The 26751-nt window shown below is 72.7% G+C and carries 29 protein-coding genes; 13 read left to right on the forward strand and 16 right to left on the reverse strand.

What is annotated here, in order from left to right; all coding sequences use genetic code 11:
• Window positions 1–41 precede the first annotated feature (41 nt).
• Together ACIA6A_RS24435 and ACIA6A_RS24440 are read right to left on the reverse strand one after the other, a co-directional pair.
• Window positions 42–890 carry a hypothetical protein gene (locus ACIA6A_RS24435; RefSeq protein ID WP_396100153.1) on the reverse strand — a complete coding sequence of 283 codons (849 nt, stop codon included), beginning with the start codon at window positions 888–890 and terminating at the stop codon, window positions 42–44.
• A complete protein-coding gene (locus ACIA6A_RS24440; RefSeq protein WP_396100154.1) occupies window positions 887–1438 on the reverse strand; it encodes an RNA polymerase sigma factor in 552 nt (183 codons plus the stop codon). The genes ACIA6A_RS24435 and ACIA6A_RS24440 overlap by 4 nt, the downstream gene beginning before the upstream one ends.
• A 106-nt stretch (window positions 1439–1544) precedes the next feature.
• Here ACIA6A_RS24440 and ACIA6A_RS24445 point away from each other — a divergent pair, with 106 nt between their 5' ends.
• The gene (locus tag ACIA6A_RS24445; RefSeq protein ID WP_396100155.1) at window positions 1545–2036 is read left to right on the forward strand and encodes a DUF2199 domain-containing protein; all 492 of its coding nucleotides are present in this window, start codon (window positions 1545–1547) and stop codon (window positions 2034–2036) included.
• 1 nt (window position 2037) lies between these two features.
• Here ACIA6A_RS24445 and ACIA6A_RS24450 read toward each other — a convergent pair whose 3' ends face one another.
• The 3 genes from ACIA6A_RS24450 to aceA form a co-directional block, all read right to left on the reverse strand.
• A complete protein-coding gene (locus ACIA6A_RS24450) occupies window positions 2038–3513 on the reverse strand; it encodes a mannitol dehydrogenase family protein (protein ID WP_396100156.1) in 1476 nt (491 codons plus the stop codon).
• Window positions 3514–3681: 168 nt separating this feature from the next.
• Complete coding sequence (gene aceB / locus ACIA6A_RS24455; protein WP_396100157.1) at window positions 3682–5283, reverse strand: malate synthase A; 1602 nt, start codon at window positions 5281–5283, stop codon at window positions 3682–3684.
• Window positions 5283–6542 (reverse strand): isocitrate lyase, encoded by a 1260-nt coding sequence (aceA, locus tag ACIA6A_RS24460; protein WP_396100158.1) that lies wholly within the window; start codon window positions 6540–6542, stop codon window positions 5283–5285. Before aceA ends, aceB begins: the two co-directional genes overlap by 1 nt.
• A 114-nt stretch (window positions 6543–6656) precedes the next feature.
• Here aceA and ACIA6A_RS24465 point away from each other — a divergent pair, with 114 nt between their 5' ends.
• Window positions 6657–8099 carry a helix-turn-helix domain-containing protein gene (locus ACIA6A_RS24465; RefSeq protein ID WP_396100159.1) on the forward strand — a complete coding sequence of 481 codons (1443 nt, stop codon included), beginning with the start codon at window positions 6657–6659 and terminating at the stop codon, window positions 8097–8099.
• On the opposite strand, the gene ACIA6A_RS24470 is transcribed toward ACIA6A_RS24465, so the two are convergent.
• Genes ACIA6A_RS24470 through ACIA6A_RS24480 form a run of 3 tightly spaced genes read right to left on the reverse strand, consistent with a single transcriptional unit; the run spans window position 8066 to window position 11016 of the window.
• Window positions 8066–9232: an MFS transporter gene (locus tag ACIA6A_RS24470; protein WP_396100160.1), complete on the reverse strand. Its 1167-nt coding sequence runs from the start codon at window positions 9230–9232 to the stop codon at window positions 8066–8068. The two genes, ACIA6A_RS24465 and ACIA6A_RS24470, sit on opposite strands and share 34 nt — an antisense overlap.
• 30 nt (window positions 9233–9262) lie before the next feature.
• A complete protein-coding gene (locus ACIA6A_RS24475; protein ID WP_396100161.1) occupies window positions 9263–9817 on the reverse strand; it encodes a dihydrofolate reductase family protein in 555 nt (184 codons plus the stop codon).
• 38 nt (window positions 9818–9855) lie between these two features.
• Window positions 9856–11016: a phytochrome-like protein cph2 gene (locus ACIA6A_RS24480; RefSeq protein ID WP_396100162.1), complete on the reverse strand. Its 1161-nt coding sequence runs from the start codon at window positions 11014–11016 to the stop codon at window positions 9856–9858.
• A 420-nt stretch (window positions 11017–11436) separates the two neighbouring features.
• Here ACIA6A_RS24480 and ACIA6A_RS24485 point away from each other — a divergent pair, with 420 nt between their 5' ends.
• From ACIA6A_RS24485 to ACIA6A_RS24495, 3 genes are read left to right on the forward strand one after another with little or no spacing between them, the layout of a single operon-like run.
• Window positions 11437–11610 (forward strand): hypothetical protein, encoded by a 174-nt coding sequence (locus tag ACIA6A_RS24485; protein ID WP_396100163.1) that lies wholly within the window; start codon window positions 11437–11439, stop codon window positions 11608–11610.
• A gap of 19 nt (window positions 11611–11629) precedes the next feature.
• A complete protein-coding gene (locus ACIA6A_RS24490; RefSeq protein WP_396100164.1) occupies window positions 11630–12019 on the forward strand; it encodes a hypothetical protein in 390 nt (129 codons plus the stop codon).
• A gap of 9 nt (window positions 12020–12028) precedes the next feature.
• Window positions 12029–12805 (forward strand): LLM class F420-dependent oxidoreductase, encoded by a 777-nt coding sequence (locus ACIA6A_RS24495; protein ID WP_396100165.1) that lies wholly within the window; start codon window positions 12029–12031, stop codon window positions 12803–12805.
• On the opposite strand, the gene ACIA6A_RS24500 is transcribed toward ACIA6A_RS24495, so the two are convergent.
• Both ACIA6A_RS24500 and ACIA6A_RS24505 read right to left on the reverse strand, forming a co-directional pair.
• The gene (locus ACIA6A_RS24500) at window positions 12795–13037 is read right to left on the reverse strand and encodes a hypothetical protein (protein ID WP_396100166.1); all 243 of its coding nucleotides are present in this window, start codon (window positions 13035–13037) and stop codon (window positions 12795–12797) included. The two genes, ACIA6A_RS24495 and ACIA6A_RS24500, sit on opposite strands and share 11 nt — an antisense overlap.
• Window positions 13034–13231 carry a hypothetical protein gene (locus tag ACIA6A_RS24505; RefSeq protein ID WP_396100167.1) on the reverse strand — a complete coding sequence of 66 codons (198 nt, stop codon included), beginning with the start codon at window positions 13229–13231 and terminating at the stop codon, window positions 13034–13036. Before ACIA6A_RS24505 ends, ACIA6A_RS24500 begins: the two co-directional genes overlap by 4 nt.
• A gap of 113 nt (window positions 13232–13344) precedes the next feature.
• Between ACIA6A_RS24505 and ACIA6A_RS24510 the strand changes: the two genes are divergently transcribed.
• Entirely contained in the window at window positions 13345–13665 is a 321-nt protein-coding gene (locus ACIA6A_RS24510) for a helix-turn-helix domain-containing protein (RefSeq protein ID WP_396100168.1), read from the forward strand.
• Window positions 13638–13967, forward strand: coding sequence for a hypothetical protein (locus tag ACIA6A_RS24515; protein WP_396100169.1), 330 nt, complete (start codon window positions 13638–13640; stop codon window positions 13965–13967). The genes ACIA6A_RS24510 and ACIA6A_RS24515 overlap by 28 nt, the downstream gene beginning before the upstream one ends.
• On the opposite strand, the gene ACIA6A_RS24520 is transcribed toward ACIA6A_RS24515, so the two are convergent.
• Window positions 13944–14498: a GNAT family N-acetyltransferase gene (locus ACIA6A_RS24520; RefSeq protein WP_396100170.1), complete on the reverse strand. Its 555-nt coding sequence runs from the start codon at window positions 14496–14498 to the stop codon at window positions 13944–13946. The two genes, ACIA6A_RS24515 and ACIA6A_RS24520, sit on opposite strands and share 24 nt — an antisense overlap.
• Entirely contained in the window at window positions 14495–15541 is a 1047-nt protein-coding gene (locus ACIA6A_RS24525) for a TDT family transporter (protein WP_396100171.1), read from the reverse strand. Before ACIA6A_RS24525 ends, ACIA6A_RS24520 begins: the two co-directional genes overlap by 4 nt.
• 148 nt (window positions 15542–15689) lie before the next feature.
• On the opposite strand from ACIA6A_RS24525, the gene ACIA6A_RS24530 reads away from it, so the two are divergent.
• The gene (locus ACIA6A_RS24530) at window positions 15690–16586 is read left to right on the forward strand and encodes a LysR family transcriptional regulator (RefSeq protein WP_396100172.1); all 897 of its coding nucleotides are present in this window, start codon (window positions 15690–15692) and stop codon (window positions 16584–16586) included.
• A gap of 4 nt (window positions 16587–16590) precedes the next feature.
• Here ACIA6A_RS24530 and ACIA6A_RS24535 read toward each other — a convergent pair whose 3' ends face one another.
• Entirely contained in the window at window positions 16591–16953 is a 363-nt protein-coding gene (locus ACIA6A_RS24535) for a DUF2203 domain-containing protein (RefSeq protein WP_396100173.1), read from the reverse strand.
• A gap of 13 nt (window positions 16954–16966) precedes the next feature.
• Entirely contained in the window at window positions 16967–17437 is a 471-nt protein-coding gene (locus ACIA6A_RS24540; RefSeq protein ID WP_396100174.1) for a hypothetical protein, read from the reverse strand.
• A 53-nt stretch (window positions 17438–17490) separates the two neighbouring features.
• Here ACIA6A_RS24540 and ACIA6A_RS24545 point away from each other — a divergent pair, with 53 nt between their 5' ends.
• From ACIA6A_RS24545 to ACIA6A_RS24555, 3 genes are all read left to right on the forward strand, one after another.
• A complete protein-coding gene (locus tag ACIA6A_RS24545; protein ID WP_396100175.1) occupies window positions 17491–19140 on the forward strand; it encodes an acyl-CoA dehydrogenase family protein in 1650 nt (549 codons plus the stop codon).
• A 64-nt stretch (window positions 19141–19204) separates the two neighbouring features.
• The gene (locus ACIA6A_RS24550) at window positions 19205–21442 is read left to right on the forward strand and encodes a putative bifunctional diguanylate cyclase/phosphodiesterase (RefSeq protein ID WP_396100176.1); all 2238 of its coding nucleotides are present in this window, start codon (window positions 19205–19207) and stop codon (window positions 21440–21442) included.
• 1 nt (window position 21443) lies between these two features.
• Entirely contained in the window at window positions 21444–23717 is a 2274-nt protein-coding gene (locus ACIA6A_RS24555; RefSeq protein ID WP_396100177.1) for a putative bifunctional diguanylate cyclase/phosphodiesterase, read from the forward strand.
• On the opposite strand, the gene ACIA6A_RS24560 is transcribed toward ACIA6A_RS24555, so the two are convergent.
• Window positions 23647–24924 carry an aspartate aminotransferase family protein gene (locus ACIA6A_RS24560; RefSeq protein WP_396100178.1) on the reverse strand — a complete coding sequence of 426 codons (1278 nt, stop codon included), beginning with the start codon at window positions 24922–24924 and terminating at the stop codon, window positions 23647–23649. The two genes, ACIA6A_RS24555 and ACIA6A_RS24560, sit on opposite strands and share 71 nt — an antisense overlap.
• Window positions 24925–24989: 65 nt before the next feature.
• On the opposite strand from ACIA6A_RS24560, the gene ACIA6A_RS24565 reads away from it, so the two are divergent.
• Both ACIA6A_RS24565 and ACIA6A_RS24570 read left to right on the forward strand, forming a co-directional pair.
• Window positions 24990–25907, forward strand: a complete 918-nt coding sequence (locus tag ACIA6A_RS24565; protein WP_396100179.1) for a LysR family transcriptional regulator — start codon at window positions 24990–24992, stop codon at window positions 25905–25907.
• A gap of 7 nt (window positions 25908–25914) precedes the next feature.
• Window positions 25915–26079, forward strand: a complete 165-nt coding sequence (locus ACIA6A_RS24570) for a hypothetical protein (RefSeq protein WP_396100180.1) — start codon at window positions 25915–25917, stop codon at window positions 26077–26079.
• Between the two features lie 4 nt (window positions 26080–26083).
• Here the strand turns inward: ACIA6A_RS24570 and ACIA6A_RS24575 are convergent, their stop codons facing one another.
• A complete protein-coding gene (locus ACIA6A_RS24575; protein WP_396100181.1) occupies window positions 26084–26746 on the reverse strand; it encodes an alpha/beta fold hydrolase in 663 nt (220 codons plus the stop codon).
• Window positions 26747–26751 lie beyond the last annotated feature (5 nt).

Consider the following 26751-nt stretch of genomic DNA (forward strand, 5'->3'; position numbering starts at 1 on the left):
GCCGCGGTGCGGGGGTCGGAAAGGGGTGAAGCGGTAAGTCGTCAGTTGCGGCTGGTCAGCCGCCGGAAGTCACCGGTGCGGGTGGTCAGGAACGCCGCCAGGGCCACGGTCACCAGGGCCCACACCGGGATGCTGCCCTGGTGCAGGACCACGGGAAGGCGTTCGGTGACGACGCTGGGCAGCACCACCGCGGCCGACCACGCGGCGCCGACCCCGAGCGCGGCCCGGCGCAGGCCGGTCACCCCGCCGATGGCGATCGTGACGGCCGTGCACGCCAGGCACGGCAGCAGGACCAGCGCCAGCGAGACGCCGGTGCCCGCACCGGCCAGGGCGAGCGCCGGCACGATCACGGCCAGCACCGCGAGGGTCCGGCGCAGCAGCATCGTGAGCCCGGCGGCGGGGGTGCCGGCGACCAGCTCCCATGCCGGGTCGGTGCGGCGGCTCCAGGCGACCACCACGGCCGGCAGCGGGGCCAGCGGGGCCAGCAGCAGCACCAGCGACGGCAGGCCGGTGCGCAGGTTGTCGAGCAGCAGGGCGGTGCCCAGCAGCGCGACCGTCACCGTGAGCCACGGCAGCAGGGTCCAGACGAGCCAGCGCCGGTGCAGCGCCGACCAGATCCGGCGCAGCGGGGCCGGCTCGGGCTCCGCCGCGAAACCGAGGTCGATGCCGGCCGCCACGCGTTCGAGCAGGGCCCGGGTGTCGTCGGTCGTGCTCGCGGCGAGCGTGCCTCGGCAGGCGGCACAGGTCTCGAGGTGGACCTCCACCGACCACACGGTGGCCTCGTCGAGGCCGGGGCCGCCGTCGGCGTACCGGGCGATCACCGCGGGGTTCGGGTGACCAGGGTCCGGGTGATCAGGGTTCGGGTGACCAGGGTTCGGGTGAGTGGTCATGACAGTGCCTCCCGCAGAGCCAGCCGAGCCCGCCGCGCGCGGGACTTCACGGTGCCTTCCGGCACTCCCAGGAGCACCGAGGTCTCCCGGACGGAGAGCCCGTCGAGCACCATCGAGCGCAGCACCAGCCGCATCTCCACGGGCAGGACGAGCAGCGCCTGTTCGAGGTCCTGACCGACCCGGCCGGCCATCACCTCGTCCTCGGCCGCGGGGGCCGTGGTGGCGGTGAGCGGGACCGGCGGCAGCTGGCTCTGCCGGGCCCGGCGGCGGAACGCGTCGACCAGCCGGTTGGCGGCGATCGTCCACAGCCAGCCCACGGCGCTGCCCTGGGCGGCGGCGCCGGCGAAGCCACCGGCCGCCCGCCACACCGCCAGGTAGGTCTCCTGCAGCACGTCGGCGACCACGTCCTCGTCGGCGCACCGGCGGCGCAGGCGCACCGCCAGCCACGGCGAGGTGCGCCGGTACAACTCGTCGAACGCCCGCCGGTCACCACCGGCGGTGCGCCGCACGAGTTCTTCCTCGTCGACCGCTTCCAGGCTTCGTCTCACACCAGGCAAGACGACTCCCCCGCACCCACGGTTCCCGGAATCAAGTGACCCCGATCACATTATGGCCGATGACGGTGGCCGATCCCCTACCTGTACCGTCGCCCGCGTGAGTGATCCAGGCCAGCACTACCCGGGACTGCCGTTCTCCTACGGTGCGACAGCGCCCGTCTACTGGAGCGACGAGTTCGCCGGTGACGAGCGCAGCGCCCTGGAGCAGGAGGTCTGCGTCATCAGGGCGGAGCACTTCTTCGTCCGGGCCCGACTGATCCTCCCGGTGATCGACGCCGAGACGGACTTCGAGTGGGGCGTGTGGGTGTCGCTGAGCGCGCCGAGCTTCAGCCGGATGATGGAGCTCTGGAGCGTCCCGGGCCGCGAGCGGGAGCCCTCGTCCTTCGGCTGGCTCTGCACCGAGCTGCCCGGGTACCGGGTGCCGACGGTCAACCTCAAGACGCACGTGCACACCGGGCCGGTCGGCGAGCGCCCGCACATCGAGCTCGAGCCGACCGACCATCCGCTGGCGCTCGAGCAGCGGATGGGCATCACCACCGCCCGGGTGCGCGAGATCGCCGAGCTGATCCGGCGGCACCCCGGCGGGTGAGTCAGCTCGCGGCCAGGTCCTCGAGCGTCGCGCGGGCGCCCTTGCTGTGCAGCGACGCCAGGACCGTGCGGTACGTCGACACGAACCGCTCGTTCTCGGCCAGGTCGCCGAACAGCTCGCGGTTCTTGACGAACGCGAGCGGGTCGTCGCGCTGGGAGCCGGCGATCGTGACGAGGCTGTCGCGCAGCCGGTCGACGACCTCGATCGGCTGACCCTGCTCGTCGACACCCTCGGCGTAGCGGGCCCAGGACGCCACCACCGCGGCGGAGCGCAGGATCTCGCCACCGGTCTCGAGGTTCTGCCGGATCACCGGGACCAGCCACTTGGGGATCCGGTCGGAGCTCTCGGCGCACAGCCGGGCGACGGTGTCGCGGACCTGGGCGTTGGAGAACCGTTCGATGAGCTGGTGCCGGTACTCGCCGAGGTCGATGCCGGGCACCGGGGCCAGCGTCGGGGTGGCCTCGCGCTCCATGTAGGCCAGCAGGAAATCGGCGAACAGCGGGTCCTGGGACACGTCGTGCACGAGGCGGTACCCGGAGAGGTAACCGAAGTAGCACAGCGCCTGGTGGCTCGCGTTGAGCAGGCGCAACTTCATCAGCTCGTACGGCTCGACGTCCTCGACGAGCTGCACTCCGGCGTCCTCGAACGGCGGGCGGCCCAGCGGGAACGCGTCCTCGAGCACCCACTGGGTGAACGGTTCGCACACGACCGGCCAGGCGTCGTCGACCCCGAACCGCTTGCCGGTCTCGGCGCGGTCGTCGTCGGTGGTCACCGGCGTGATGCGGTCGACCATGCTGTTCGGGAACGCGACGTGCTCCTCGACGTACGCGCCGAGCTCCGGGTCTCGCAGGGTGGCGAACGCGACGAAGCTGCGCCGGGCGACGTGGCCGTTGCCCTGGATGTTGTCGCAGCTCATGATCGTGAACGGCTGCTGCCCGCGGGCCCGCCGCCGGGCCAGTGCCTCGGTGATCAGCCCGAACGTGGTCCTCGGCGCGACGCCCGGTTGCAGGTCGTGGCGCACGTCGGGGTTGTCGGCGACGAACTGCCCGGTGACGGCGTTGATGTTGTACCCGCCCTCGGTCACCGTCAGCGAAACGATCCGTACGTCCGCGGAGGCCATCTTCTCGATGACCGCCTCCGGGTCGTCCGGGGCGTACAGGTATTCCTTGATCGAACCGACGACCCGGGGTGTCCAGGTGCCGTCCGGCGCCTTCACGACCAGCGTGTACAGCCCGTCCTGCGCGGTCAGCGCGTCGCGCATCCGGGCGTCGGCCGGCATCACGCCGACGCCGCAGACGGCCCAGTCGAGAGCCTTGCCCTCGTTCATCAGGCGATCGAGGTACATCGCCTCATGGGCACGGTGGAAACCGCCGACCCCGAAGTGCACGATCCCGGTCCGGAGACGGTCACGGTCGTACCCGGGGACGGGCAGGCCGTCCGGCAGCGACGACAGGTTCGGGGCATTGAGCGGCAACATCGGGGTGTCCTCCCAGGCTGCTGGACGGGCCGGATCGACCCAGCATCGCACCTGGAACGGGACATCGCGCCAAGATCTTTCTCACCGTCCGTCAACCCGGTCACCGGCCTGCCGGAAACGGTCACGGCCCGGCGGCGAACCACCGCCGGGCCGTGAGGTCTGTGCAGCTCAGGCCGGGATCGCGGGCACGGGCAGCGGCTTGTTGCTGGTCAGATGACGCAGGTACGCGGGCAGGGTGAAGAACTCCGGGCAAGTGCGCTCGGTGAGCAGAACGGTCAGCAGCGTCCGGGCCTGGCCGAAGCGCCGGGCCGAGTCCTCGTCGAGCGCCCCGGTCTCGGCGAGGACGTCCAGTTCCTCGCGCAGCATCCGGGTCACCAGGCCCCCGGTGACCGGCACGCCGTAGTCGGTGCGGGTGCCGCGGGAGATCCACTGCCACAGCTGGGTACGGCAGATCTCCGCCGTCGCCGCGTCCTCCATCAGCCCGCCGAGCGCCACCGCGCCGCGCCCGCCCAGCCACGCGGCCACGTACCGCAGCGCCACGCTGACGTTGGTGCGCAGCGCGACCTCGGTGACCGTGATGCCGGTGGAGCGGACGTCGAGCAGGTCCTTCGCGGTGACCCGCACGTCGTCGCGGCGGCGCACGATCTGGTTCGGCTCGAAGCCGAGCCACTGGTCGAACACCTCCCGGCACGTCTCGACCAGGGCCGGGTGGGCCACCCAGCTGCCGTCGAAGCCGTCGCCGACCTCGCGCCGTTTGTCCTGCCGGACCTGGTTGAGCGCCCGCTTCGCGGCGACCGGGTCACGGCTGGGCACGACCGCCGCCATGCCGCCGATCGCGTGGGCGCCGCGGCGGTGACAGGTCCGCACGAGCAGTTCGGTGTACGCCCGCATGAACGGCGCCGTCATCGTCAGCTGGGACCGTTCGGGCAGGACCACGTCCGGCCGGTTCTTGATCATGCTGAACAGGTAGTCCCAGCGGCCGGCGTTGAGTCCCGCGGAGTGCTCGCGGAGTTCGTACAGGATCTCGTCCATCTCGAACGCGGCGGTGACCGTCTCGATCAGCACCGTCGCGCGGATCGTGCCGCGCGGGATGCCGAGCAGTTGCTGGGCGTGGACGAACACGTCGTTCCACAGCCGCGCTTCGAGGTGGCTCTCCAGTTTCGGCAGGTAGAAGTACGGTCCGCTGTCGCGGTCGAGCTGCCGGCGGCCGCAGTGGAACAGGTACATGCCGAAGTCGAACAGCGACGCCGACACCGCGCGGCCGCCGATACGCAGGTGGCATTCGGGCAGGTGCCAGCCTCTGGGCCGTACCATGATGGTCGGCAGGTCGCCGTTGACCTGGTACTGCTTGCCGTCGCGGGCGGTGTAGCCGAGCGTGCCGTCCAGCGCGTCGCGCAGGTTGCACTGACCGGAGACGACGTTGTCCCAGGTCGGCGACGTGGCGTCCTCGAAGTCGGCCATCCAGACCTGGGCGCCGGAGTTCAGCGCGTTGATGGTCATCTTGCGTTCCGGCGGGCCGGTGATCTCCACCCGGCGGTCGGCCAGGTCCTCGGCCGGCGGCGCGACCGTCCACGAGTCGTCGCGGCGCACCGCCGCCGTCGAGGCGAGGAAGTCCAGCTCGTCGGTACGGGTGGAACGCCGCCGGCGGCGCCGCTCCAGCAGCTGGACGCGGCGCGCGCCGAACTCCCGGTCGAGGGCGACGACGAACGCGATCGCCTCCGGGGTGAGGATGTCCGGGTACGCCGACCCGGCAACCGTGATCGGCTCCATCAGAACTGCTCCGCCTCGGTCGAGCCGGCCAGCGCGGTCGTGGAGCTGGCCGGGTTCAGCGCCGTGGAGACCGCGTCGAAGTAGCCGGTGCCGACCTCCGCCTGGTGCTTGGTCGCCGTGTAGCCGTCGGCTTCCGCCGCGAACTCGGCCTCCTGCAGCTTCACGTAGGCGGTCATCCCGTCGGCCGCGTACCCCTTGGCCAGGTCGAACATCGAGTGGTTCAGGGCGTGGAACCCGGCCAGCGTCACGAACTGGAACTTGTAGCCCATCGCGCCGAGCTCCTTCTGGAACCGGGCGATGGTGGCGTCGTCGAGGTTGCGCTTCCAGTTGAACGACGGCGAGCAGTTGTAGGCCAGCATCTTGTCCGGGTGGACCTGGTGGACCGCCTCGGCGAACGACTTCGCGAACTCCAGGTCGGGTTTGCCGGTCTCGACCCACAGCAGGTCGGCGTAGTCGGCGTAGGCCACCCCACGGGCGATCGCGGCCGCCGGTCCGCTGCGGACCCGGAAGAACCCCTCCGCCGTACGGTCACCGGTGAGGAACGGCTGGTCCCGCTCGTCGACATCGGTGGTGAGCAGGTCGGCCGCCAGCGCGTCGGTGCGGGCGATGACCAGGGTCGGCACCCCGGCCACGTCCGCGGCCAGGCGGGCCGCGTTGAGCGTGCGGATGTGCTGCGACGTGGGCACGAGGACCTTGCCGCCCAGGTGCCCGCACTTCTTCTCGGACGCGAGCTGGTCCTCCCAGTGCACGCCCGCGGCCCCGGCGGCGATCATCGCTTTCATCAGCTCGAACGCGTTGAGCGGCCCGCCGAAGCCGGCTTCCGCGTCGGCGACGACCGGGGCGAACCAGTCCCGCTCGTGGCGCCCGGCGGCGGTGTCGATCTGGTCGGCGCGCAGCAGCGCGTTGTTGATCCGGCGCACCACCGCCGGCACCGAGTTCGCCGGGTACAGGCTCTGGTCCGGGTACGTGTGCCCGGACAGGTTGGCGTCCGCCGCGACCTGCCATCCGGACAGGTAGATCGCCTTGAGCCCGGCCCGCACCATCTGCACGGCCTGGCCGCCGGTGAGCGCGCCGAGAGCGTTGACGTACTCCTGTTCGTGCAGCAGTTCCCACAGCCGCTGGGCGCCGCGTTCGGCGAGGGTGTGCCGCTCCTGCAGTGTGCCGCGCAGCTTCACGACGTCCTGCGCCGTGTAGTCGCGCTTGACACCCAGCCATCGCGGATCGCCGGCCCACGCCCTGGTGAGGTCCGAAACGCTCATAGTCGGCCTTCCTTCCGTTCTCGGTGGAGAACTCGACTGTCGCCGAGGTGCGTGGGGCTCCTGAAGCCATTTGTGAGCAGAAGAAACGTGAAAATTCTGTTAGCGTCAAAACCCATGACGGCTTCCGATGTCGACCTGGTGACCCTGGGCCAGCGGCTCAGACATCTACGGCGGTCGAAGAACATGACGCTCGGCCAACTGAGTGCCCAGGTCGGTCGCGCCCCCTCCCAGCTGTCGTTGATCGAGAACGGCAAACGGGAGCCGAAGCTCGGCGTGCTGCAGGCGATCGCGGGCGCGCTCGGCGTACCGCTGCAGGATCTGCTGCGCCCGGAGGCGCCGAGCCGGCGCGCCGGGCTGGAGATCGAGCTGGCCCGTTTTCAGAAAGATCCCGGATATTCCGCGCTGGGCCTGCCCACCGTCCGGGCCGGGCGGCGGTTGCCGGCCGACGCGCTGGAATCGCTGATCGGGCTGCACCGCGAACTCGCGCGCCGGCTGACCGAGCAGAGCGCCACCCCGGAGGTGGCCCGCCGCGCCAATCAGGCGCTGCGCGAGCAGATGCGCGAACGCGACAACTATTTCGCGGACATCGAACAGGCCGCCGCGACAGTGCTGCGATCGGTCCGCAACACCACCGGCCCGCTGTCGCAGCGCGGGATCCTCGACATCGCGGCCGGCCTCGGTTTCACCCTGCATTACGTGCCGGACCTGCCCGGCTCGACCCGGTCGGTCACCGATCTGCGCAACCACCGCATCTACCTGCCCCAGATCGCGAGCGGGAAAGGCCACGACCCGCGTGCGGTCGTGCTGCAGACACTGGGCCACTTCGTGCTCGGGCACGCCGACCCGGCCGATTACGGCGACTTCCTGCGACAGCGCGTCGAGGCCAACTACTTCGCCGCCGCGCTGCTGATGCCGGAGAAGTTCGCGGTGGATTTCCTGCGCGCCGCCAAGGCCGACCGCGCCCTGGCCATCGACGACTTCCGGGACGCGTTCGGCGTCTCCTACGAAACGGCGGCCCACCGTTTCACGAACCTGGCCACCCACCATTTCGGCATCCCGGTGCACTTCGTCCGGGTCCACGAGAGCGGCACCGTCTACAAGGCCTACGAGAACGACAACGTCACGTTCCCCGCGGACGTCACCGGCGCCATCGAGGGCCAGCCGGTCTGCCGCAACTGGGCCTCCCGGACGGTCTTCCAGGCGCCCGATCCCTATTCGTCGTTCTACCAGTTCACCGATACGCCCGGCGGCACGTACTGGTGCACCGTGCACGTCGAGTCGACCCGGTCCGGGGAATTCTCGGTGACGGTGGGAACCCCGTACGAACACGCCCGCTGGTTCCGGGGTGGCGACACCTCACGGCGTACGGTGTCGCGCTGCCCGGACCCGTCCTGCTGCCGGCGCCCGCCCGCCGAGCTGGTCCGATCGTGGTCCGGCCAGGCCTGGCCGAGCGCCCGGGTCCACTCCCACCTGCTCGCGGCGCTGCCCGCCGGCACGTTCCCGGGCGTCGACGCGCAGGACGTCTACGCGTTCCTGGAGCGCCGGTCCGGCTCCTGACCACGCAGGATGACCGCGCCGGCCGTACCCGCCGCGAGATGACAGGCCGCGACCGCCAGCAGCAGCACCACCGCACCCTGGGCGGTGACCAGGCCCGCGACGGCGACCCCGGCCGCGGCGGCGGTCACCTTGAGACCGGCGGCGATCGTGAAGACCTGGGTGCGGACCCCGGCCGGTGCCTCCCGGTCCCGGACCACCATGATCAGGGCGAGCGCCGGGCCGGTCAGCAGTCCCGCCGCGGCGAAGAACCCGAGCGTCGCCCAGCGGCCGCCGGCGAACACCAGCACCGCGAACGGCAGCGCCACCACGGTCATCGCGACGAGCGCCACGTGCTCGGGAGCCCACCGCCGGACCGGCAGACGGGCGTACAGCAGCGAACTGACCAGGCTGCCCACCGCCATCGCGGACAGCGCGAAACCGGTCAGCGGCGGGTCGGCGTGGTCCTCGGCCAGCAGCGCCGCGACGATCGGCAGCGCGCCCTGACCGAACGCGGCCAGCGTCGCGGCCGTGGTGACCGCGGCCAGCGCCGGCCGCCGCACGATCGCCCGGACCGCACCGCCGCGCCGCCCGTCGTGCGGCGGCGCGGTGCCGAGCCGGAGCGTCGCCACCAGCGCCGCCGCGACCAGCCCGGAACCCGACAGCACCACCACGGACCAGATCGGCGCGGTCCATCCGGCGACCAGCGCGGCGACGGCCGGCCCGGCGATCCCGGCGACGCTGTACGACGCGACGTCCAGCCCGAACGCCCGCGGCAGCCGGCCGGGCGCGATCTCGCCCAGCAGGCTGGTCAGCCCGCCGATCTGCAACGGCGCGCAGCAGCCCGCGACCACGGCCAGCACGAATGCGAGCACCGGGAGGTCCCGTACGCAGAGGGCGGCACCGAGCAGGCACACCGCGTACCCGGCAAGGCCCGAGACATAGAGCAACCGCCGGTGCCGGACCCGATCGGCGAGCGCGCCCACCGCCGGGGCCACGAGGACGTGCGGCACCATGAGCGCGGCCACCAGCAGGCCACCGAACGCGGCACCGCGGCCCACGGCCAGGACATGCAGGAGCACGGCGACCCGCGCGCCCTCGTCGGCCAACCGCGCGAGCGACGCCGCTACGGTGTATCGGGCCAGCACAAGATCCATCCAACCAGCCCGCGCCGCAGCGCGCTCGGTTCAGTGGGACACGCGGTAGCGCAGGTAGACGACCCCGTTGCCGAACCGGCGTTGCTCCCGCAACTCGAGCGAGAGCTTGACACCGTCGGGCAGGAAGCGCTTGCCGCCACCCACGACGACCGGCGACACGAACATCCCGATCTCGTCGACCAGGCCCGCGCGCAGGGCCTGCGCGGCGAGCCCCGGACCGCCGACGCTCACCCGGCCGTTCTCCTTGATCGCCCGGACCGCCGCGGGATCGAAAGAGCGTTCGACACGCGTACGGGCGGTGCGCGCCCGCGGCAACGTCGTGGAGTAGACGACCTTGTCGGCGGCCTGCCACACCGAGGCATAGTCCAGGATGTACGGCGGCAGCCCGGGCTCGGTGTGCATGGTCTCCCAGGCGGACATGACCTCGTACATCCCCCGCCCGTACAGGTAGGTCCCGATGCCCTTCTCCAGGTCGTTGACCGCGCGGTGCACCTCCTCGTCCGGCACGCTCCAGTCGAACGCGCCGTTCTCGTCGGCGATGTACCCGTCGAGGGAGGTGATACCGGTGCAGATCAGGTCGCCCACGATGCCCGCCCCTATCCGGTTGCAATCTGCAACCGGATTCAGGATACGCGGCCGAGCAACGACCGGGCCGCGGCGACCACGAGGTCCCGCTGATACGTGACCGCGAACCCGAACCGGTCCCCGTCGATCTCCCGGGCCACCAGCGCCGCGGCCTGCTGCGGACCCAGCACGATCAGGTTCCGCTCACCCCGCAACGGATCCCCCTCGGTAAGATCCACGCCGCGCACCCCCGGCGCCGGCTCCGCGTCGACACCTTCCCCCAGCACGGCGACCAGCGGACTCAGCCGGGCGATCCGGCCGAGGCGCCGCACCATGGCCGCGCCGGGATCCCCGGCCTCCGGACCACAGGCGAGCAGCACCTGACCGTCCGCCGCAAGGGCTTCCAGCCGCCGGCTCACCGCCACCAGAGACGCCCGGGACGTCTCCATCACCGGACGACAACCCCCGACGATCGCGTACGGGGTGCCGCCCGCGATCCCCGGAGCAACCGCCCTGGGCGGCCACTTCTCCCCGGCCGTGAGCTCCGGCGCCACGCCCTCCCGCACCACGCCCTCCCGCACCACGGTGGCCCCGGCCGCCCAGGCCAGGCGCGCGTCCTCCGGGCTCTGCACCCCGGTGACCACCACCGCCGCCCCGAAGGCCTCGGCATACTCCCCGACCGCCGCGACCGTCCGAGCCCGGTACGGATCCTCCGGCGACCGCAGCGAACCCATGTCCACCGTCACCACATCGGGCTGCACCAACGGCAACAACGCCACCCCGGCCGCGACATCCCCCAGCGCCACCCCGTGCCCCGCCGCCCGGATCCCCGCGGCCGCCCCCAGCAACCCGCCCCCGCCCCCGCGCCCGGCCAGCTCCCTGCCCGCGGCCAGCTCCCTGCTCAGGGCCAGTTCCCGTCCGGTGGCCAGCTCTTCGACGATGGTCAGCTGCTTTTCGGCCCGGGCCACCTCGGCGGCGAGCTCCGGCGGGCACGGTGCCCGTTCCGCGGCGACGAGCAGCGTGACGTCGAGGCCGGTGTCGAGAGCCGTGCGATACGCCGCCGCCCGGAACACCCACGCGAGCTCGGCGCCCCGCCCCACCGCACGGGCAGCCGCGGCCAGATCCCCCGGCGGCCCGGAAACCTCGAAGCCCACCGGCGCACCGGTCCGCAACGAGACCAGGCGCCGGAAGACCGGAGTGACCGCCCGAGCGTCGATCACCGCATGAATGTCACCCACATCCGCTTATCGGCCGGAATCTTCCCTTTCTGAGCCGGGCCGAGGACCCCTGGAAAGTTTTCTCCCGGCCCGGGCAACCTTTCCGGGGCCAACCGACACTGAGCACTCGATGGACCCTCACGGGCCATAGAGTTCCCGGCCGGCATACCGAGGGCCCGGCCGGGTTCACCGTCCCCGGTCGGCGTTTCCCCGCGCCGGCCGGGCCGGGTGAACCCCCACCCCCGCTGCCCGCCCCCGCTGCCCGCCCCTGGCGCGCGGGCATCTCGGCAGCCGGATTCGCTGCATCGATCGGCGTCGACGGGCGGCGTTAGGCGTGGCAGGCGACCCGAACGGGTGGCTCCCGGTCCGGCGCGAGCGATTACAGTCCCCTTCATAACCGATCCATCATGGAGGGACACCGATATGCCGGACATCCCGCCCGCCCAGTCGAATCATTCTGTGGTCCGCCAGGCGGAAGATCAGAAGAAATTGGCCGACGAGCAGCTCCGCCTGCGCAAGAAAGAAGAGGAGGAGCGCCAGAAAGCCCTCGCCGCCGAATCTCGCCGCCGCGCCCAGGAAAGTCGCCAGAATCGCTGAGTAATATCGTACAGAAAGCGTGACCCATCATGCAGACGAAGTCGATGACAGTGGACACCGCGATCCCCTGGCCGAGGTGGCGGCTCTGCTGAACGCCGCCCTGAGCAGCCAGAAAGCGACGGTGGAACCGCTGACCGTCAGCGACAACCCGCTCGACCAGTTCAGCGGCCGGCCGGACATCTCACTGCTCGCGTCCCGCAAGGGCCCGACCGGCGTGTGGGGCGTGCGACTCTATCTGATGGACCATGACGACCGGCGTGAGATCCATTTCGAGGCACTCGGTGACGGCGGCTTCTCCCGCGCTTTCCACGGCATCAAGAATACGTTCTCCCTGGCCAAGAGTTTCACCAGGGCCGAGGCAATTGCCGCCGTTGTCACCAATGCCGACTCGACCGCGGTGGTGCGTTAACATCGCTGCATGACAGACCGGCCGGTTCGCGTCGGGTTGCAGTTGCAGCCGGAGCACCTGGACTATGCCACCATCCGCCGCGTCGCCGCCGGGGCCGAGGATCTCGGTGTCGATCTGCTGTTCAACGCGGACCATTTCCATCCGGTCACCGGCCCGCCGGACGGCCCGACCTTCGAGTGCTGGACCATGCTCGCGGCCTGGGCGGAGTCCACCTCCCGGGTCGAGATCGGCGCCCTGGTCTCCGGCAACGGTTACCGCAACCCGGATCTGCTCGCCGACATGGCCCGCACCGTCGACCACATCAGCGCCGGCCGCCTGGTCCTCGGCATCGGGTCGGGCTGGTTCGAACGCGACTACACCGGATACGGCTACGAGTTCGGCACCGCCGGCAGCCGCCTCGACGACCTCGCCCGGGCCCTGCCCCGCATCGAGTCCCGGTGGGCCGAGCTCGATCCGCCGCCCACCCGCAGGATCCCGGTCCTGATCGGCGGTGGTGGCGAGAAGAAGACGCTCCGGCTCGCCGCGAAGCACGCCGACATCTGGCACAGCTATGCCGACGCCGAGGCCCTGGAACGCAAGCTGCGCATCCTCGGCGAGCACTGCGCGGCGGCCGGCCGCGACCCGGCCGGGATCGAGATCTCGGTGATGGGCAGGACCGCCGACCGCGACCGGATGTACGCCCTCGGCGCCCGCCTCTTCACCGTCCACACCGGTGGGCCTGAACCGGACCTCGCCGGGCTCCGCGAGTTCCTTGCCTGGCGAGACGAACGCAACACTACTTCCTGACCAGGCCCTTGGCGATCATCGACCCGGCGGCGGCGAGGATGGCGGAGTCGACGTCACGCGGCGTCCAGCCGAGCACCGTGCGGGCCTTGTCGCTGGACGGCTTCTTGACATATCCGAGGTCGGGGACCAGCGCCCGGAACTCCGGATCGACGAGAGCGGCGAGGCGCACCACGACGTTCGGGATGCCGCGGGCCGGCACCCGCCCGGCCGCGGCACCGAGATGTGCCTTCAACAGGCTGCCGACGTGTTCAGCGAGATCGCCGGCCCGCTGGACAGCAGGAACCGCTGCCCACCCGCACCGGGCGTGGTCAGGGCCAGGACGTGGGCCGCGGCGACGTCACGCACGTCGATGAACGGGATGTGGACGTCCGGATATCCGGGCAGGCCCCCGCTACGGAGTCGCAGCCGGCCACGGCATCGGCCCATCCGGCGTCGTCGAGCAGGTCCGCCACCGTGAAACTCAGCGCGTCGCCGCGGACCACAGCCAGGGGCCCGACAGGACCCCCTCACCGGCGCGCGCACCCGCCTACCTTGGGATGATGACCGGGCCATCGAATCTTCTGGGTGCGTTTCTGCGTGCCCGGCGCGACCTTGTCACTCCCGAGCAGGCGGGTGTTCCCGTGCTGGGCGTACGCCGGGTGCCGGGCCTGCGCCGCGAGGAGGTCGCGATGCTCGCCGGGATCAGTGCCGACTACTACCTGCGGCTCGAACGCGGCCGCGACCGCAGCCCGTCGGTGCAGGTCCTGGAGTCCTTGGCCCGCGTGCTGCACCTCGACGACACGACCCGGGACCATCTGCTGGGTCTCGCCGGCGGCGTCCCCGCCGGGAAGCGGTGCCGGCGAGCACCGCGCAGTTCCTGACGGTGCTGCCGTTCCCCGCGTTCGTGGAGGGCCGTCACCTGGACGTGCTCGCCGCCAACCGCCTCGCGACCGCGCTCTCGCCGCGCCTGGTCGCCGGCGGCAACCGGCTGCGTGACGTGTTCCTGGACCCCGCCGAGCAGGACATGTGGCCCGACTGGGAGGCAGCCGCGGCGGCGCTGGTCGCCTCCTTCCGAATCATGCTCGTGGTCTACCACCCCGACCCGTCCACCACCGGCGCCGACAAACTGACCCTGCTCGCCGCGGCCGCCCTGACCAGCTCAGGAGCCGGGGGCGAGGGCTGACATCACGATGGCGTCGGCCCAGCCGCCGGGGGTGCGCAGGGCGTCGCGCAGCACGCCCTCGGCCTGGAATCCGGCTTTCTCGTAGACGCGGCGGGCGCGGGGGTTGAACGCGAAGACCTGGAGCTCGACGCGGTGCAGACCCAGGGTGCCGAACGCGTGGTCGAGCAGGAGCCGGACCGCTTCGGTGCCGAACCCCTGGTCGCGGCCGCCGGGGCCGATCAGGATCCGGAAGTTGCAGGCCTGGTTGTGCACGTCGACCTTGTTGAGGACGACCTCGCCCACCCAGTGTCCGGTGGCCCGGTCCGTGACGGCCAGGTCGAGCCGGTCCGGCTGCCGGTTGCGGGTCGAATACCACTCCCGCAGGCGCACGTGGGCCGCCTCGTCCCACACTATCGGGGTGCTGCCGGTCAGCCGGATCACCTCGGGGTCGCGCAACGCGGCCTCGATCGCCGGGTAGTCCTCGTCGAGGAAGGGGCGCAGCTCCACCCGTTCACCGGTCAGCGTCGGCTTGATCGAGAAGTCACCGGTCATCCGGTCAATGTAGATCTCCGCAGCGCCCGCGGCGAATACATCAGGTCGCCGCGCCTGATCCCGCGACCCGTGCGTACCGCAACGACGGCCCAGGTGGCGAGCAGGCATCCGTACAGCAGAAGTGCCAGCAGGGCGAGTGCCGGTGAGCCGGACCGGACCGCCATGCCGCTGGTGCCGGTGACGACTGTGCCGACCGGGAACGTGAAGCTCCACCAGGTCAGCGAGAAGGGCAGGCCGGCGCGGGCGGTGCGCAGCGTGATCGCGCCGGCGAGGGCGGCCCAGAAGAAGGCGAAACCGAGCGCGGGTACGCCGTAGAGCAGCGCGATCACCTGGGCCCCGGTCGCGTAGGGCTCGTCGAGGACCCCCTCGGCGGACCGGCCGAGCAGGTGGAACGCGGTGACGGACTGCCCGAGCGGGCCGAGCACGATCCACAGGGTCGGCACGGAGCGCGCGGCACCGCCGGGGTGGCGCACGAGCCGCGCCCAGATCTGGGTGATGACCACGACGGCGGCGAACAGGCTGATCCCGGCCAGCGCGTAGCAGCCGAGCAGCAGCTCGCGGGGGAACGGCACGTGCCGCACCAGCAGCGCGCCGGTCGCGGCGGACACCATGGGCGGCACGACCGGCATCAGCCAGCCTCCGAACGCGGCGTCCGGCTCGGCGGGTGTCCCGGTCATCATCCGGTACGGCACGGCGACCGCGACCGCCAGCCCGAGGGCCGTTCCGGTGCCCCAGAGCACCAGGTCGGCGGCGACCGCGGCCGGTTGCCCGACGAGGTCCCGGCCGAGCAGCAGCGTCCCCGCCCCGACCGTCATCAGCGCCATCGGGGGTGCGCCCCAGAACTGCACCATGACCGGGTCGCCGGCGTGCCAGGAGCCGCGCCGCAGCAGCGCACCGGTGACGGCGATCAGCAGCACGACGGCCAGCGCCCACACGAGGGTGGCGAAGGTACGCAGCCCCGGCACGTCGACGGGCAGGGTCGCCGCGGCGGTGGCGACGATCCCGGTGCCCATGACGCAGGCAAACCAGTTGGGTCCGATCATGTGTCCATGCTCGCCCGGTGGCGGGCGGCCCGGTAGGGACCGATCACCCATGGGGCCATAACCCACGGTTATGACCGGAGACGGGTCACGGTTCACGGGTCGCGGGTCGTGCGTCCCGGCCGGGCCGGCATCCGCGATGATGACCGCCATGCCCCTGCCGCCGGTGTTCGCCGACCTGACCGGCTTCGACCTGCTGCTCAGCGTCGCCCGCCTCGGCAGCGTGGGACAGGCCGCCGCGGCCCACCGGGTCTCCCAGCCGGCCGCCAGCGCCCGCCTGCGCGAGCTCGAACGCCGGCTCGGCCTCACCCTGCTGCACCGGGGCCCGCGCGGCTCGACCCTGACCGGGACCGGGGCCCTGGTCGCGGACTGGGCCCGGACCGCGGTCGACGCCGCCGACGCGCTCGCCACCGGGGTCGCGGCGCTGCGCACGACCCAGGAGAGCCGCCTGGCGGTGGCCGCCAGCCAGACCGTCGCGGAGTACCTGCTGCCGCCGTGGCTGGTGGCGCTGCGGGTGGCCCACCCGGGGCTGAGCGTGACGCTGCGTGCGGCGAACTCCTCAGACGTCGCCGACGCGGTCCTGGCCGGCCGGGTCGAGCTGGGTTTCGTGGAGGGCCCGGACCTGCCCGCCGGCCTGCACGCCGAGGTGGTCGCCACCGACCGGCTCGCGGTGGTCGTCGGACCGGGCCATCCCTGGGCCCGCCGGCGCCGGGGTGTGAGCGCCGCGGAGCTGGCCGCGACGCCGCTGGTCTCCCGGGAGGCGGGGTCGGGCACCCGGCGCGCGTTCGAGCAGGCCCTGGGCGGGCACACCACGACCCCGCTGCTGGAGCTGTCGTCGACCACGGCGATCAAGCACGCGGTGGCGGCGGGCTCGGGCGTGGCGGTGCTGAGCTCGCTGGCGGTGACCGCCGAGCTGGCCGCCGGCACCCTGGTCGCGGTGCCGTCGGCGGTGCCGCTGCAGCGCCGGCTCCGGGCGATCTGGCCGGCCGCGGGTCAGCTGACCGGACCGGCCCGGGATCTGTACGCGATCGCCCGCCGGCACCGCTGAACGCTCAGGGCAGGCGGCGGCGACCGGCGAAGCCCAGGTCGGCGCGGTGGTACCAGGTCAGCTCGGCGTCGCCCTCGAGCCAGCAGAGCAGCACCGGCACGCCGTCGAGGTCGGCCGGGAAGTCGACGAGCAGCGGCGCGATGCCCTTGAGCTCGACCCCGGTCTCCTGCACCTCGGTCATCAGCTCGTTGAGCCGGGCCTCGGCCGCCTTGTGCTCGGGCAGCCCGCCGAGCGGGGTGGGCCGGCCGCCCGGGGTCAGCGCCGCGGACAGCTCGACCACGTCGGCCCGCAGCGCGACGATGTCGTCGAGCAGCGGCCGCAGCCGGACCAGCTCCTTGCGTGCCTCGTCGAGCGTGAACAGACCCATGGCGGCAAGTCTGTCACCCCGGGATCGCGGGCTCGGTGGTGGCCTCGATCGGCGAGAACGGGTTCAGGACCACCCCGTGGAAGTCCACCTTCCGGGCGCAGGCGAGAGCGGCCCGCCAGTCGGCCTCGCTCAGCCAGCCGGTAGCCAGACGATGGCTGATCGGGACGTGACCCCCGCCGGTCCGGAAGGAATCGCCCAGGCGGATCCGGGCGCCGGAGGGGTGCACGACAACCTCCTCGTCGGCCAGCCAGCGGGTGCCGGCCGGCCAGATGACGACGCTGCGGGCATCGCCGTTCGCGAGCAGCAGGCACCGCCCGTCACGGGTGAGTTCGCCGCTGATCAGCGCCAGCATCCCGTACTCCGCCGGCGGCGCGACCAGGAGGTCCAGCGGCGCGACCACAGGGTCCAGCGGGGCGGGTGCATCCGGCGGGACGAAAGGGGTGGCGGCCAGCAGGAGCGCGGCCGCGGCGCGGGGAAGTCTCACCCCGTCAGGATCACCCCTGGTGGCCCGGTCCGGGCGGACATACCGTCGAAGTCATGGGTGGCGAGACGCACGAGGTCGTGAATCAGGTGCCGCCGCTGGCCGGGCACGATCTGGCCGCGGACGCCGCACTGCTCGAGGCCGTCGCGCGCGAGGGCGCCGGGTGGGCAGCCGACGAGCTGCACCGGCTGGGCGAGCTGGGTGGGCGGGAGGAGGCCCAGCGGTGGGCCGACGACGCCAATCGGTACGAGCCACGCCTGCGCACCCACGACCGGTACGGCCACCGCGTCGACGAGGTCGAGTTCCACCCGTCCTGGCACCGGCTCATGGACGTCGCGGTCGGGGCCGGGCTGGCCGGGGCCGCGTGGGCCGACGCCCGGCCGGGGGCCCACGTCGCCCGGGCCGCGGGCCTGTTCACGTGGAGCCAGGTGGAGGCCGGGCACTCCTGTCCGGTCTCCATGACGTACGCGGTGGTGCCGGCCCTGCGCCACGACGCCGGCCTGGCCGCCGCCTACGAGCCGCTGCTGACCGGCCGGGTCTACGATCCGGGGCTGCGGGCCCCGGACGGCAAGGCCGGGCTGCTCGCCGGCATGGGGATGACCGAGAAGCAGGGTGGCTCCGACGTGCGGGCCACCACGACGACGGCCACCCCGGTCGCCGACGGCACCTACCGGTTGCGCGGGCACAAGTGGTTCACCAGCGCCCCGATGAGCGACCTGTTCCTGGTGCTGGCCCAGGCACCGGGCGGGCTGACCTGTTTCCTGCTCCCGCGGGTGCTGCCGGACGGCACCCGCAACACGTTCCGGATCCAGCGGCTCAAGGACAAGCTCGGCAACCGCAGCAACGCCAGCGCCGAGCCCGAGTTCGACGCGACCGTGGCGTGGCGGGTCGGCGACGAGGGCCGGGGCGTGCCGACCATCCTGGAGATGGTCGCGATGACCCGGCTCGACTGCGTGACCGGCTCCGCGTCCGGGATGCGGGCCGCGCTGGTCCAGGCCGTGCACCACGCCCGGCACCGGTCCACGTCCGGCGCCCCGCTGATCACCAGGCCGCTGATGCGGGCCGTCCTGGCCGACCTGGCGGTGGAGACCGAGGCCGCGACGGCGCTGGCCCTGCGGCTGGCCGGGGCCGTCGACCGGGGCGTACGCGGTGACGGCACCGAACGCGCGTTCGCCCGCATGGTGATCGCGGCCGGCAAGTACTGGGTCTGCAAACGGCAGCCCGCCGTGGTCGGGGAGGCCCTGGAGTGCCTGGGCGGCAACGGTTACGTCGAGGAGTCCGGGCTGCCCCGGTTGTACCGCGACGCCCCGCTCAACTCGATCTGGGAGGGCTCGGGCAACGTCCAGGCGCTCGACGTGCTGCGGACCCTGCGCCGCGATCCGGGCAGCCTCGAGGCGTGGCGGGCGGAGATCGGCACCACCGCCGGGGCGGACCGCCGCCTGGACCGGGCCGTCGCCGGGCTGGACAGGCTGCTCACCGCCGCCGACCCGGAGCCGCTGGCCCGCCGGGTCGCGGAGCGGATGGCCCTGGTGCTGCAGGGGTCGTTGCTGGTCCGGCACGCCCCGGCCGTGGTCGCCGACGCGTTCTGCGGCTCCCGCCTCGGCGGCGACGGGGGCGGCGACGGGGGCGGGGGCGGCCTGACGTTCGGCACCCTGCTGGCCGGCACGGACACGGCCGCGATCGTCGAGCGCGCCCTGCCGGCCTGACGCCCGCGGCAAACCCCGGGCGCCGCGCCGCTCAGATGGACCCGCGAACTGCCGATGGCATGACGTGCGGAAGGGATCTGCCGACCGGGTGGTCGTGGCGTGGACGATCGTGGGGCTGCTGGTCAGCGTCGCGTACCCGTTCATGCGCGACGGCACCCCGGCCGCCGCGGTCGTCTACAACAGTTTCACGCTCGCGACGCTCGCCGTGATCATCGCCGGGATCCGGCGCAACCGCCCCGGTCAGCGCGCCGGGTGGTACGTGTTCGCGGTGGCGGTGCTGGTGCGGCTGCTCGGCGACGTCACGTACGAGATCTACCGGCAGGTCCTGCACCAGTCGCCGTTCCCGTCCCTGGCCGACGTCTTCTACCTCGGGGCCTGCCCGCTGCTGGTGGCCGGCACGCTCATGGTCTCCCGGGGCCGCTTCGGGCGCGACTGGGCCGGCATGCTCGACGCGGCCGTCATCGCCGGTGGGCTGAGCCTGGTCTGGTGGGTGTTCGTGATCGGCCCGCTCGCCGCCGACGGATCGGTGCCGTGGGGGCAGCGGATCATCGGGGCCGCGTACCCGGCGCTCGATCTTCTGCTCCTGGCCCTGGTGGCCCGGCTGCTGACCCGGGCCGGGCGGCCCACGGCCAGTCTGACGCTGCTCACCGTCGGGATGGGCACACTGCTCGCCTCCGACGTCGCGTACCAGGTCGTGACCACCTATGCGACCGACATGGAGGGCGCGGTCGCGGTCGGCTGGCTGGTTTCCAACACCGTCTGGGGCGCCGCCGCCCTGCACCGCTCGTCGCGCGAGCCCGCGCCGGAGGTCACGCGAGCCGACCACAGCCTGGGCCGGACCCGGCTGGCCGTGCTCGCCGCCTGCACGCTGCTCGTGCCCGTCCTGCTGTTCGTGCAGGGGCTGACGGTCGGCTCGTCCCGGCTGAACTGGCTGGCCATCGGGGTCGGCGCGGTCGTGCTGTTCCTGCTGGTCATGGCCCGGATGTCGGGTTTCGTGTCGCAGGTGCAGCGCCAGGCCCGCCAGCTGGAGGAGCTCGCGCTGTGCGACGCGCTGACCGAGCTGCCGAACCGGCGGGTGTTCGAGGAACGGCTGGCCGCCGTGGCCGCCACCGGGAACCCGCTGGTCGCCATGCTCGACCTCGACGGGTTCAAGGACGTCAACGACCGGCTCGGTCACGCCGTCGGCGACCGGCTGCTCGCCGTGGTCGCCGGCCGGCTCGCGGGCGCGCTGCGCGAGGGTGACCTGGTGGCCCGGATGGGCGGTGACGAGTTCGCGGTGCTGGTCGGCACCGGCTCGCCCGCCACCATGGCCGGCATCGTCGAACGGCTCGGCGCCGCCCTACGCCGGCCGATCGAGGCCGGCGGGCACGAACTGCTCATCGGGGCCAGCATCGGCAGCGCGGACGGCGAGGGCACCACCGACGCCGGCGAGGTGCTGCGGCGCGCCGACATCGCGATGTACGCCGCCAAGGAGGCCGGCGGCGGGCGGCACCGGCACTACACCGCCGACCTCGACGCCCGGGCCGGGGAGCAGGCCCAGCTCGGCGCGGAGATCCGCACCGCCCTGGACACCGGGCAGTTCCGGGTCGTCTACCAGCCCATCGTGTCGCTGCCCGACGGGCGCATCGTCTCCGTCGAGGCGCTGGTGCGGTGGGAGCACCCGGAGCGCGGCTTCGTCAGCCCGGCGGAGTTCATCCCGGTCGCCGAGCAGAACGGTCTCATCGTCGAGCTCGGCGCCTGGATCCTGCGGACCGCGTGCGCGCAGGCCGTCATGTGGCGCGACACGCTCGGCGACCACGCGCCCGAGCGCATGTCGGTCAACGTGTCGGCCCGCCAGCTCGCCGAACCGGGCTTCACCGCGGTGGTCGCCGAGGTGCTCGCCTGGACCGGCCTGGGCGCCCGGCACCTGATCGTCGAGGTCACCGAGACCGCGGTGTTCGGCGGCGGCCAGGCCGTGCAGACCGTGCAGGAGCTGCACGACCTCGGGGTCCGGATCGCCCTCGACGATTTCGGCACCGGGCACTCGTCGCTCGGCCTGCTGCAGACCGTTCCGGTCGACATCCTCAAGGTCGACAAGTCGTTCGTCGACACCATCACCATGGCCGGCCGGCACGCGGTCATCGCCACCGCGCTGATCCAGGTCAGCAACGGGCTCGGGCTGATGGCGGTGGCCGAGGGCGTGGAGACCGCCGAACAGGCCGCCGAGCTGTACCGGCTCGGGTACCGCCTCGCGCAGGGCTACCACTTCGGCCGGCCGGTGGCGGAGCCGGACTTCCTCGGCGTACCCACCGTGGTGCGCTGAGGTGTGGCGGGAGCGGATCTGGCGCTGGTGGCTGGTCGTGGGCGCGGTCGCGGCGGGCTCGTACTACCTGCTGCCCCGCGACACCCTGCCGTCCCAGCTCGCCTACGACGCCATCGGCCTGACCTCGTCCGTCCTGATCGTGGCCGGGATCCGCCTGCACCGGGCCCACCGGCCGGCGCTGTGGTACTGGTTCGCCGCCGGACAGGTCACGTGGGTAGCCGGGGACCTGGTCTTCGAGTATCACAAGTACGTCCTGCACGACGATCCTTACCCGTCCGCGGCGGACATCTTCTACCTCAGCGCGTACCCGATGCTCGTGGCCGGGATGCTGCTGCTGATGCGCGGCAGGGACCGGAGCGGGCGCGACCTCGCGGCCCTGGCCGACGCGGCCGTCGTGGCGGTCGGGCTGGGCCTGACGTTCTGGGTGTTCGTGATGCACCCGGTCGCGACCAGCGCCACCGCGTCGCCCGCCGAGCGGATCGTCGGGGTGGCCTACCCGGCCGCCGACGCCCTGCTGCTGGCGATGCTGGCCCGCTTCTACACCACGTCGGGGCGCCGCCCGGCCAGCGTGCGGCTGCTCGGGATCGCGGTGGCGCTGCTGCTCTCGTCGGACATCAGCTACTCGCTGGTCGAGCTCTACGCCGAGACCACCGGCAGCATCCTCGACGCCGGCTGGCTGCTCTCGTACGTGTGCTGGGGTGCCGCCGCCCTGCACCCCTCGATGCGCACCGCCGGGACCCTGGTCCCGGAACGCGCCGGGGCCCGGGTCGGCCGGTCCCGGCTCATCCTGCTCGCCACCTGCACGCTGCTCGCCCCGGCCCTGCTGCTCGTACCCGGCATCGGCGGTGACCCGGTCGACCGGCTCGCGATCGCCGGCGGTGCGGCGCTGCTGTTCCTGCTCGTCCTGTTCCGCATGTCGGGCTTCGTCGGCCAGGTCCAGCGCCAGGCCGACCAGCTCGCCGGGCTCGCCATGACCGACGACCTCACCGGGCTGGCCAACCGCCGGCGCTTCGAGCAGGCGCTGGCCGGCGCGCTGGCCGAGGGCCCGGTCGAGGTGGCGCTGCTCGACCTGGACAACTTCAAGGGCGTCAACGACCGGCTCGGCCACGCCGTCGGTGACCGGCTCCTCGCGGTGGTCGCCGGCCGGCTGCGCGGCGCACTGCACGAGGACGTGCTGGTGGCCCGGATGGGCGGCGACGAGTTCGCGCTGCTGCTGCCCGCGGCGTCCGGCGCGGCCGCCGACCAGACGATGGCCCGCCTTGCCGAGACGCTGCGCGCGCCGGTCGTCGCCCAGGGCCACGAACTGCTGGTCGGCGCCAGCATCGGCGTGGCCGACAGCACGGGCACCACCGATCCGTACGAGGTCCTGCGGCGCGCCGACGTCGCCATGTACGCGGCCAAGGGCACCAGTGACGGGCGCCGCCGCTACCGGCCCGAACTGGACGAGACCGGCGAGCAGCAGGCGCGGATGGGCGCGGACCTGCGCACCGCCCTCGACGAGGGGCAGTTCCGGGTCGTGTACCAGCCGATCGTCGAACTGGCCTCCGGGCGCACCGTGGCGGTCGAGGCACTGGTGCGCTGGGACCACCCGGCGCACGGCCCGGTCCCGCCCGACCGGTTCATCCCGGCGGCCGAGCACACCGGGCTGATCGTCGAGCTCGGCGCCTGGATCCTGCACACCGCCTGCACCCAGGCGGTGGCCTGGCACGACGACCCGGACGCGGAGGCACCCGCCCGGATGTCAGTCAACGTGTCGGCCCGCCAGCTCGCCGAACCCGGTCTCGCCGGCACGGTCGCCGCGGTGCTGGCCTCGACCGGGCTGTCACCCGGCCGGCTGACCGTCGAGGTCACCGAGACCGCGGTGTTCGGCCGCGGCCAGGCCGTACAGACGGTCAAGGACCTGCACGCGCTGGGCGTGGCGATCGCCCTCGACGATTTCGGCACCGGCCACTCGTCACTGGGCCTGCTGCAGACCGTCCCGGTCGACATCCTCAAGGTCGACAAATCGTTCGTCGACACCATCACCATGGCCGGCCGGCACGCGGTCATCGCCACCGCCCTGATCCAGGTCAGCGACGGACTCGGCCTGGAAGCGGTCGCGGAGGGAGTCGAGACCGCCGAGCAGGCCGCGGAACTGCTGCGCCTGGGCTACCGATACGCCCAGGGCTACCACTTCGGCCGCCCAGCCGACCCGGCCGACCTGGTCAGGCCACCTCGCCGAGCGCCTGGTCGAGGATCTCCAGACCGAGCCCCAGTTCCTCGCGCGTCGCGGTGAGGGGTGGGGCGATGCGGAACGTGCCGCCCATGCCGGGCAGCTGAACAACGTTCATGTGCAGGCCCAGCTCCAGGCAGCGGGTGGTGACCGCCGCGCCGGCGCGTTCCTTGTCGCCGGTCAGTTCGACGCCCTGCATGAGGCCGCGGCCGCGGACGTCGCCGACGATCGGGTGGCGGCTCTGGATGGACAGCAGGCCGGCGCGCAGGAACTCGCCGTTCTCGGCCGCGCGTACCTCCATCTTGTCCTGCTGGAGCACGTCGAGCACGGTGTTGCCGACGGCCGCGACCAGGGGGTCGGAGACGTGCGTGGTGTAGAAGAGGAAGCCCCGGTCGTGGGCCCGCTGCTCGATCTCGGCGCTGGTGACGACCGCGGCGAGCGGCAGGCCGGCGCCGAGCGTCTTGGACAGGGTGAGGATGTCCGGCACGATGCCGTCGCGTTCGAACGCGTACCACGCGCCGGTGCGGCACAGCCCGGTCTGCGCCTCGTCGACGATCAGCAGCATGCCGCGCTCCCGGCACTTCCCGGCCAGTGCGGCGAAGTAGCCCGGCGGCGGTTCGATGATGCCGCCGGAGCTCAGGATCGGCTCGACGATGCAGGCCGCGAGGCTGCCCGACGACTGGGCGTCGATCAGGGCGAAGCCGAAGTCGAGCTGCTTGCGCCAGTCGAACTCACCGTCGGCGGTGGTGAAGTCCGGGTGGTACGCGTCCGGCGTGGGCAGGACGAAGTTGCCGGGCGGCGTGGGGCCGTAACCTTGGTGGCCCGCGCTGTAGGTGGCCGCCGCCGCGGCGTGGGTCATGCCGTGCCAGGACCGGGCGAACGCCACGATCTCGTGCTTGCCGGTCACCAGTTTGGCCATCCGGATCGCGGCCTCGTTCGACTCGGCGCCGGTGGTCAGCAGCAGCACCTTGCTCAGCTGCTCGGGCAGGGTCTCGGCCAGCCGGCGGGCGAGATCCACCACCGGGCGCGACAGCATGCCGCTGAACAGGTGGTCCAGGCCGGCGATGCCGCGCTGGACGGTCGCCACGATCGCCGGGTGGCAGTGCCCGAGGATCGCGCTCATCTGCCCCGACGTGAAGTCGAGCAGTTTGCGGCCGCCGGCGGTGTACACGAAGCTGCCCTCGGCCCGCTCGATGATCTCGGGCGTGAACGGGGCGCCGTAACGCACCAGGTGGCGGTCGGCGTCGGCCCAGAACTGTTCGGCGGTCATCCCCTCACCCTAGGGAGCCGTCGTTGTGCGTGAAAAGCTGCAATTCTTGTCTACGCTGTGCGGCTATGCCGCTCAACACCGCCCGCCTGGAGATGCTGAGCCTGCTCGACAACCTCGGCACGGTCCGGGCCGTCGCGGCGGCGCTGCACCTGAGCCCGTCCGCGGTCTCCGCCCAGCTGGCGGTGCTCGAGACGGAGGCGCACGCCGAGCTGCTGCGTCGCACCGGCCGCCGGGTCCGCCTCACCGACGCCGGCCACGCGCTCGCCCGGCACGCCCGGATCATCCTCGACCAGATCGACACGGCCCAGGACGAGCTGCGCGGCCTCACCGGACGACCCACCGGACGGGTACGGGTGGCCGCGTTCTCCAGCGCCGTCCGCCGCCTCGTCATCCCGCTCGGCACCCGCCTGCGCACCACGCACCCGTCGATCGACCTGGTCGTCACCGAACTCGACCCGCAGGCCGCCCAGCCCGCCCTGCGCCGTGGCGACCACGACCTCGTGGTGACCGCGGACTTCCTCGACGGCGCGCTGCCGGTGGACCCCGGCATCCGTACGGTCCCGCTGCTCACCGACGAGATCGTGCTGGTCACCCGGCCCGGGCTGCTCGCAACCGGCGCCCCCGCCGACCTCGCCGCCCTGGCCGGGTCCGCCTGGTCGATGGACCTGCCCGGCACCTACCTGGCCCACCTCGTGACCACGGCCTGCCGCCGGGCCGGCTTCGAACCGGCGGTGTCGGGCCGCTTCCCCAGCTACGAACTCCTGCTCGCCCACGTCGAGGCCGGCCTGTCGGTGTCGCTGCTGCCCGGCCTCGCCGTGGACGACCGCTACGACGTCGCGACCCACCCGCTGAGCCCACCGCTGACCCGCCGCGTCCACGCCGCGGTCCGCGGCCACTCCCCGCTGTCCACGGCCACCCGGATCGTCCTCGACGAGCTGCGCATCCTCGCGGATGACGACACAGCCGGGACGCGGGGTCCATAATTCAGCCATGCCCGTGGAGCAGCAGCAGGTCGTCACCGAGGTCCGCCCGGCCACCGAGCAGTGGCGCCGCCTGCCGGAGCGCGCCCGGCCCGAGCAACTGACCGAGACCGTCCCGCAGAGCCCGCCCTCGCCGCACGCCGTCTACACCGGGGACCCCGAGACCGCGGGCTGAGTGCCTACCGGGTGAGCAGGGCGGCCAGCTCGGCCGGGCGGCTCAGGGCGACCAGGTGGCCGCCGGGCAGCGTCTCCGGCGTGGCGCCGAGGCGTTCGCGGGCGATCCGGGCTTGGAAGCCGAGCGGGAAGAATCGGTCGTCACGGCCGCTCAGGACCCGGGTCGGCACGTCCGGCCAGGCGGGCAGCGGCCACGGGTCGCCGAACGGGGTGCCGGACTGCGGCAGGTCCACGGCCAGGGCCTGCTCGGTGACGTCGGCCGGGACGTCGTGGAAGAAGTGGGTGCGCAGGTCGAAACCGGTGCGGCCCGCGCGCTCGTCGAGCTCGCGCAGCGCTTCCGGTTGGCCGGTGTTCGGCCACCACTGGCCGCCGGTCTCGCCCGGGACCGGGATCATGGCGTTGAGCAGGACGAGGGCGGTCACCGGGAGCCGGCCGCAGACCAGTGGCGCGCTGAGGCCGCCCATGGACTGGGCGACCACCACCAGCTCCGGTCGCCCGGCCGCGGCGGTGACGATCGTTTCCGCGTACGCGTCGAGGCCCGCACCGTCGTCGGTGGCCGGCAGGTCCACGGCGACCGCGTCGTGGCCGTGGCGGTGCAGCTCAGGAACCAGCCGGTGCCAGTACCAGGCGCTGCCGCCGGCGCCGGGGACCAGCACGAAGGTCGTCATCACGG

Source organism: Actinoplanes sp. NPDC051494 (genome assembly GCF_044454705.1).
Taxonomy (GTDB): Bacteria; Actinomycetota; Actinomycetes; order Mycobacteriales; family Micromonosporaceae; genus Actinoplanes.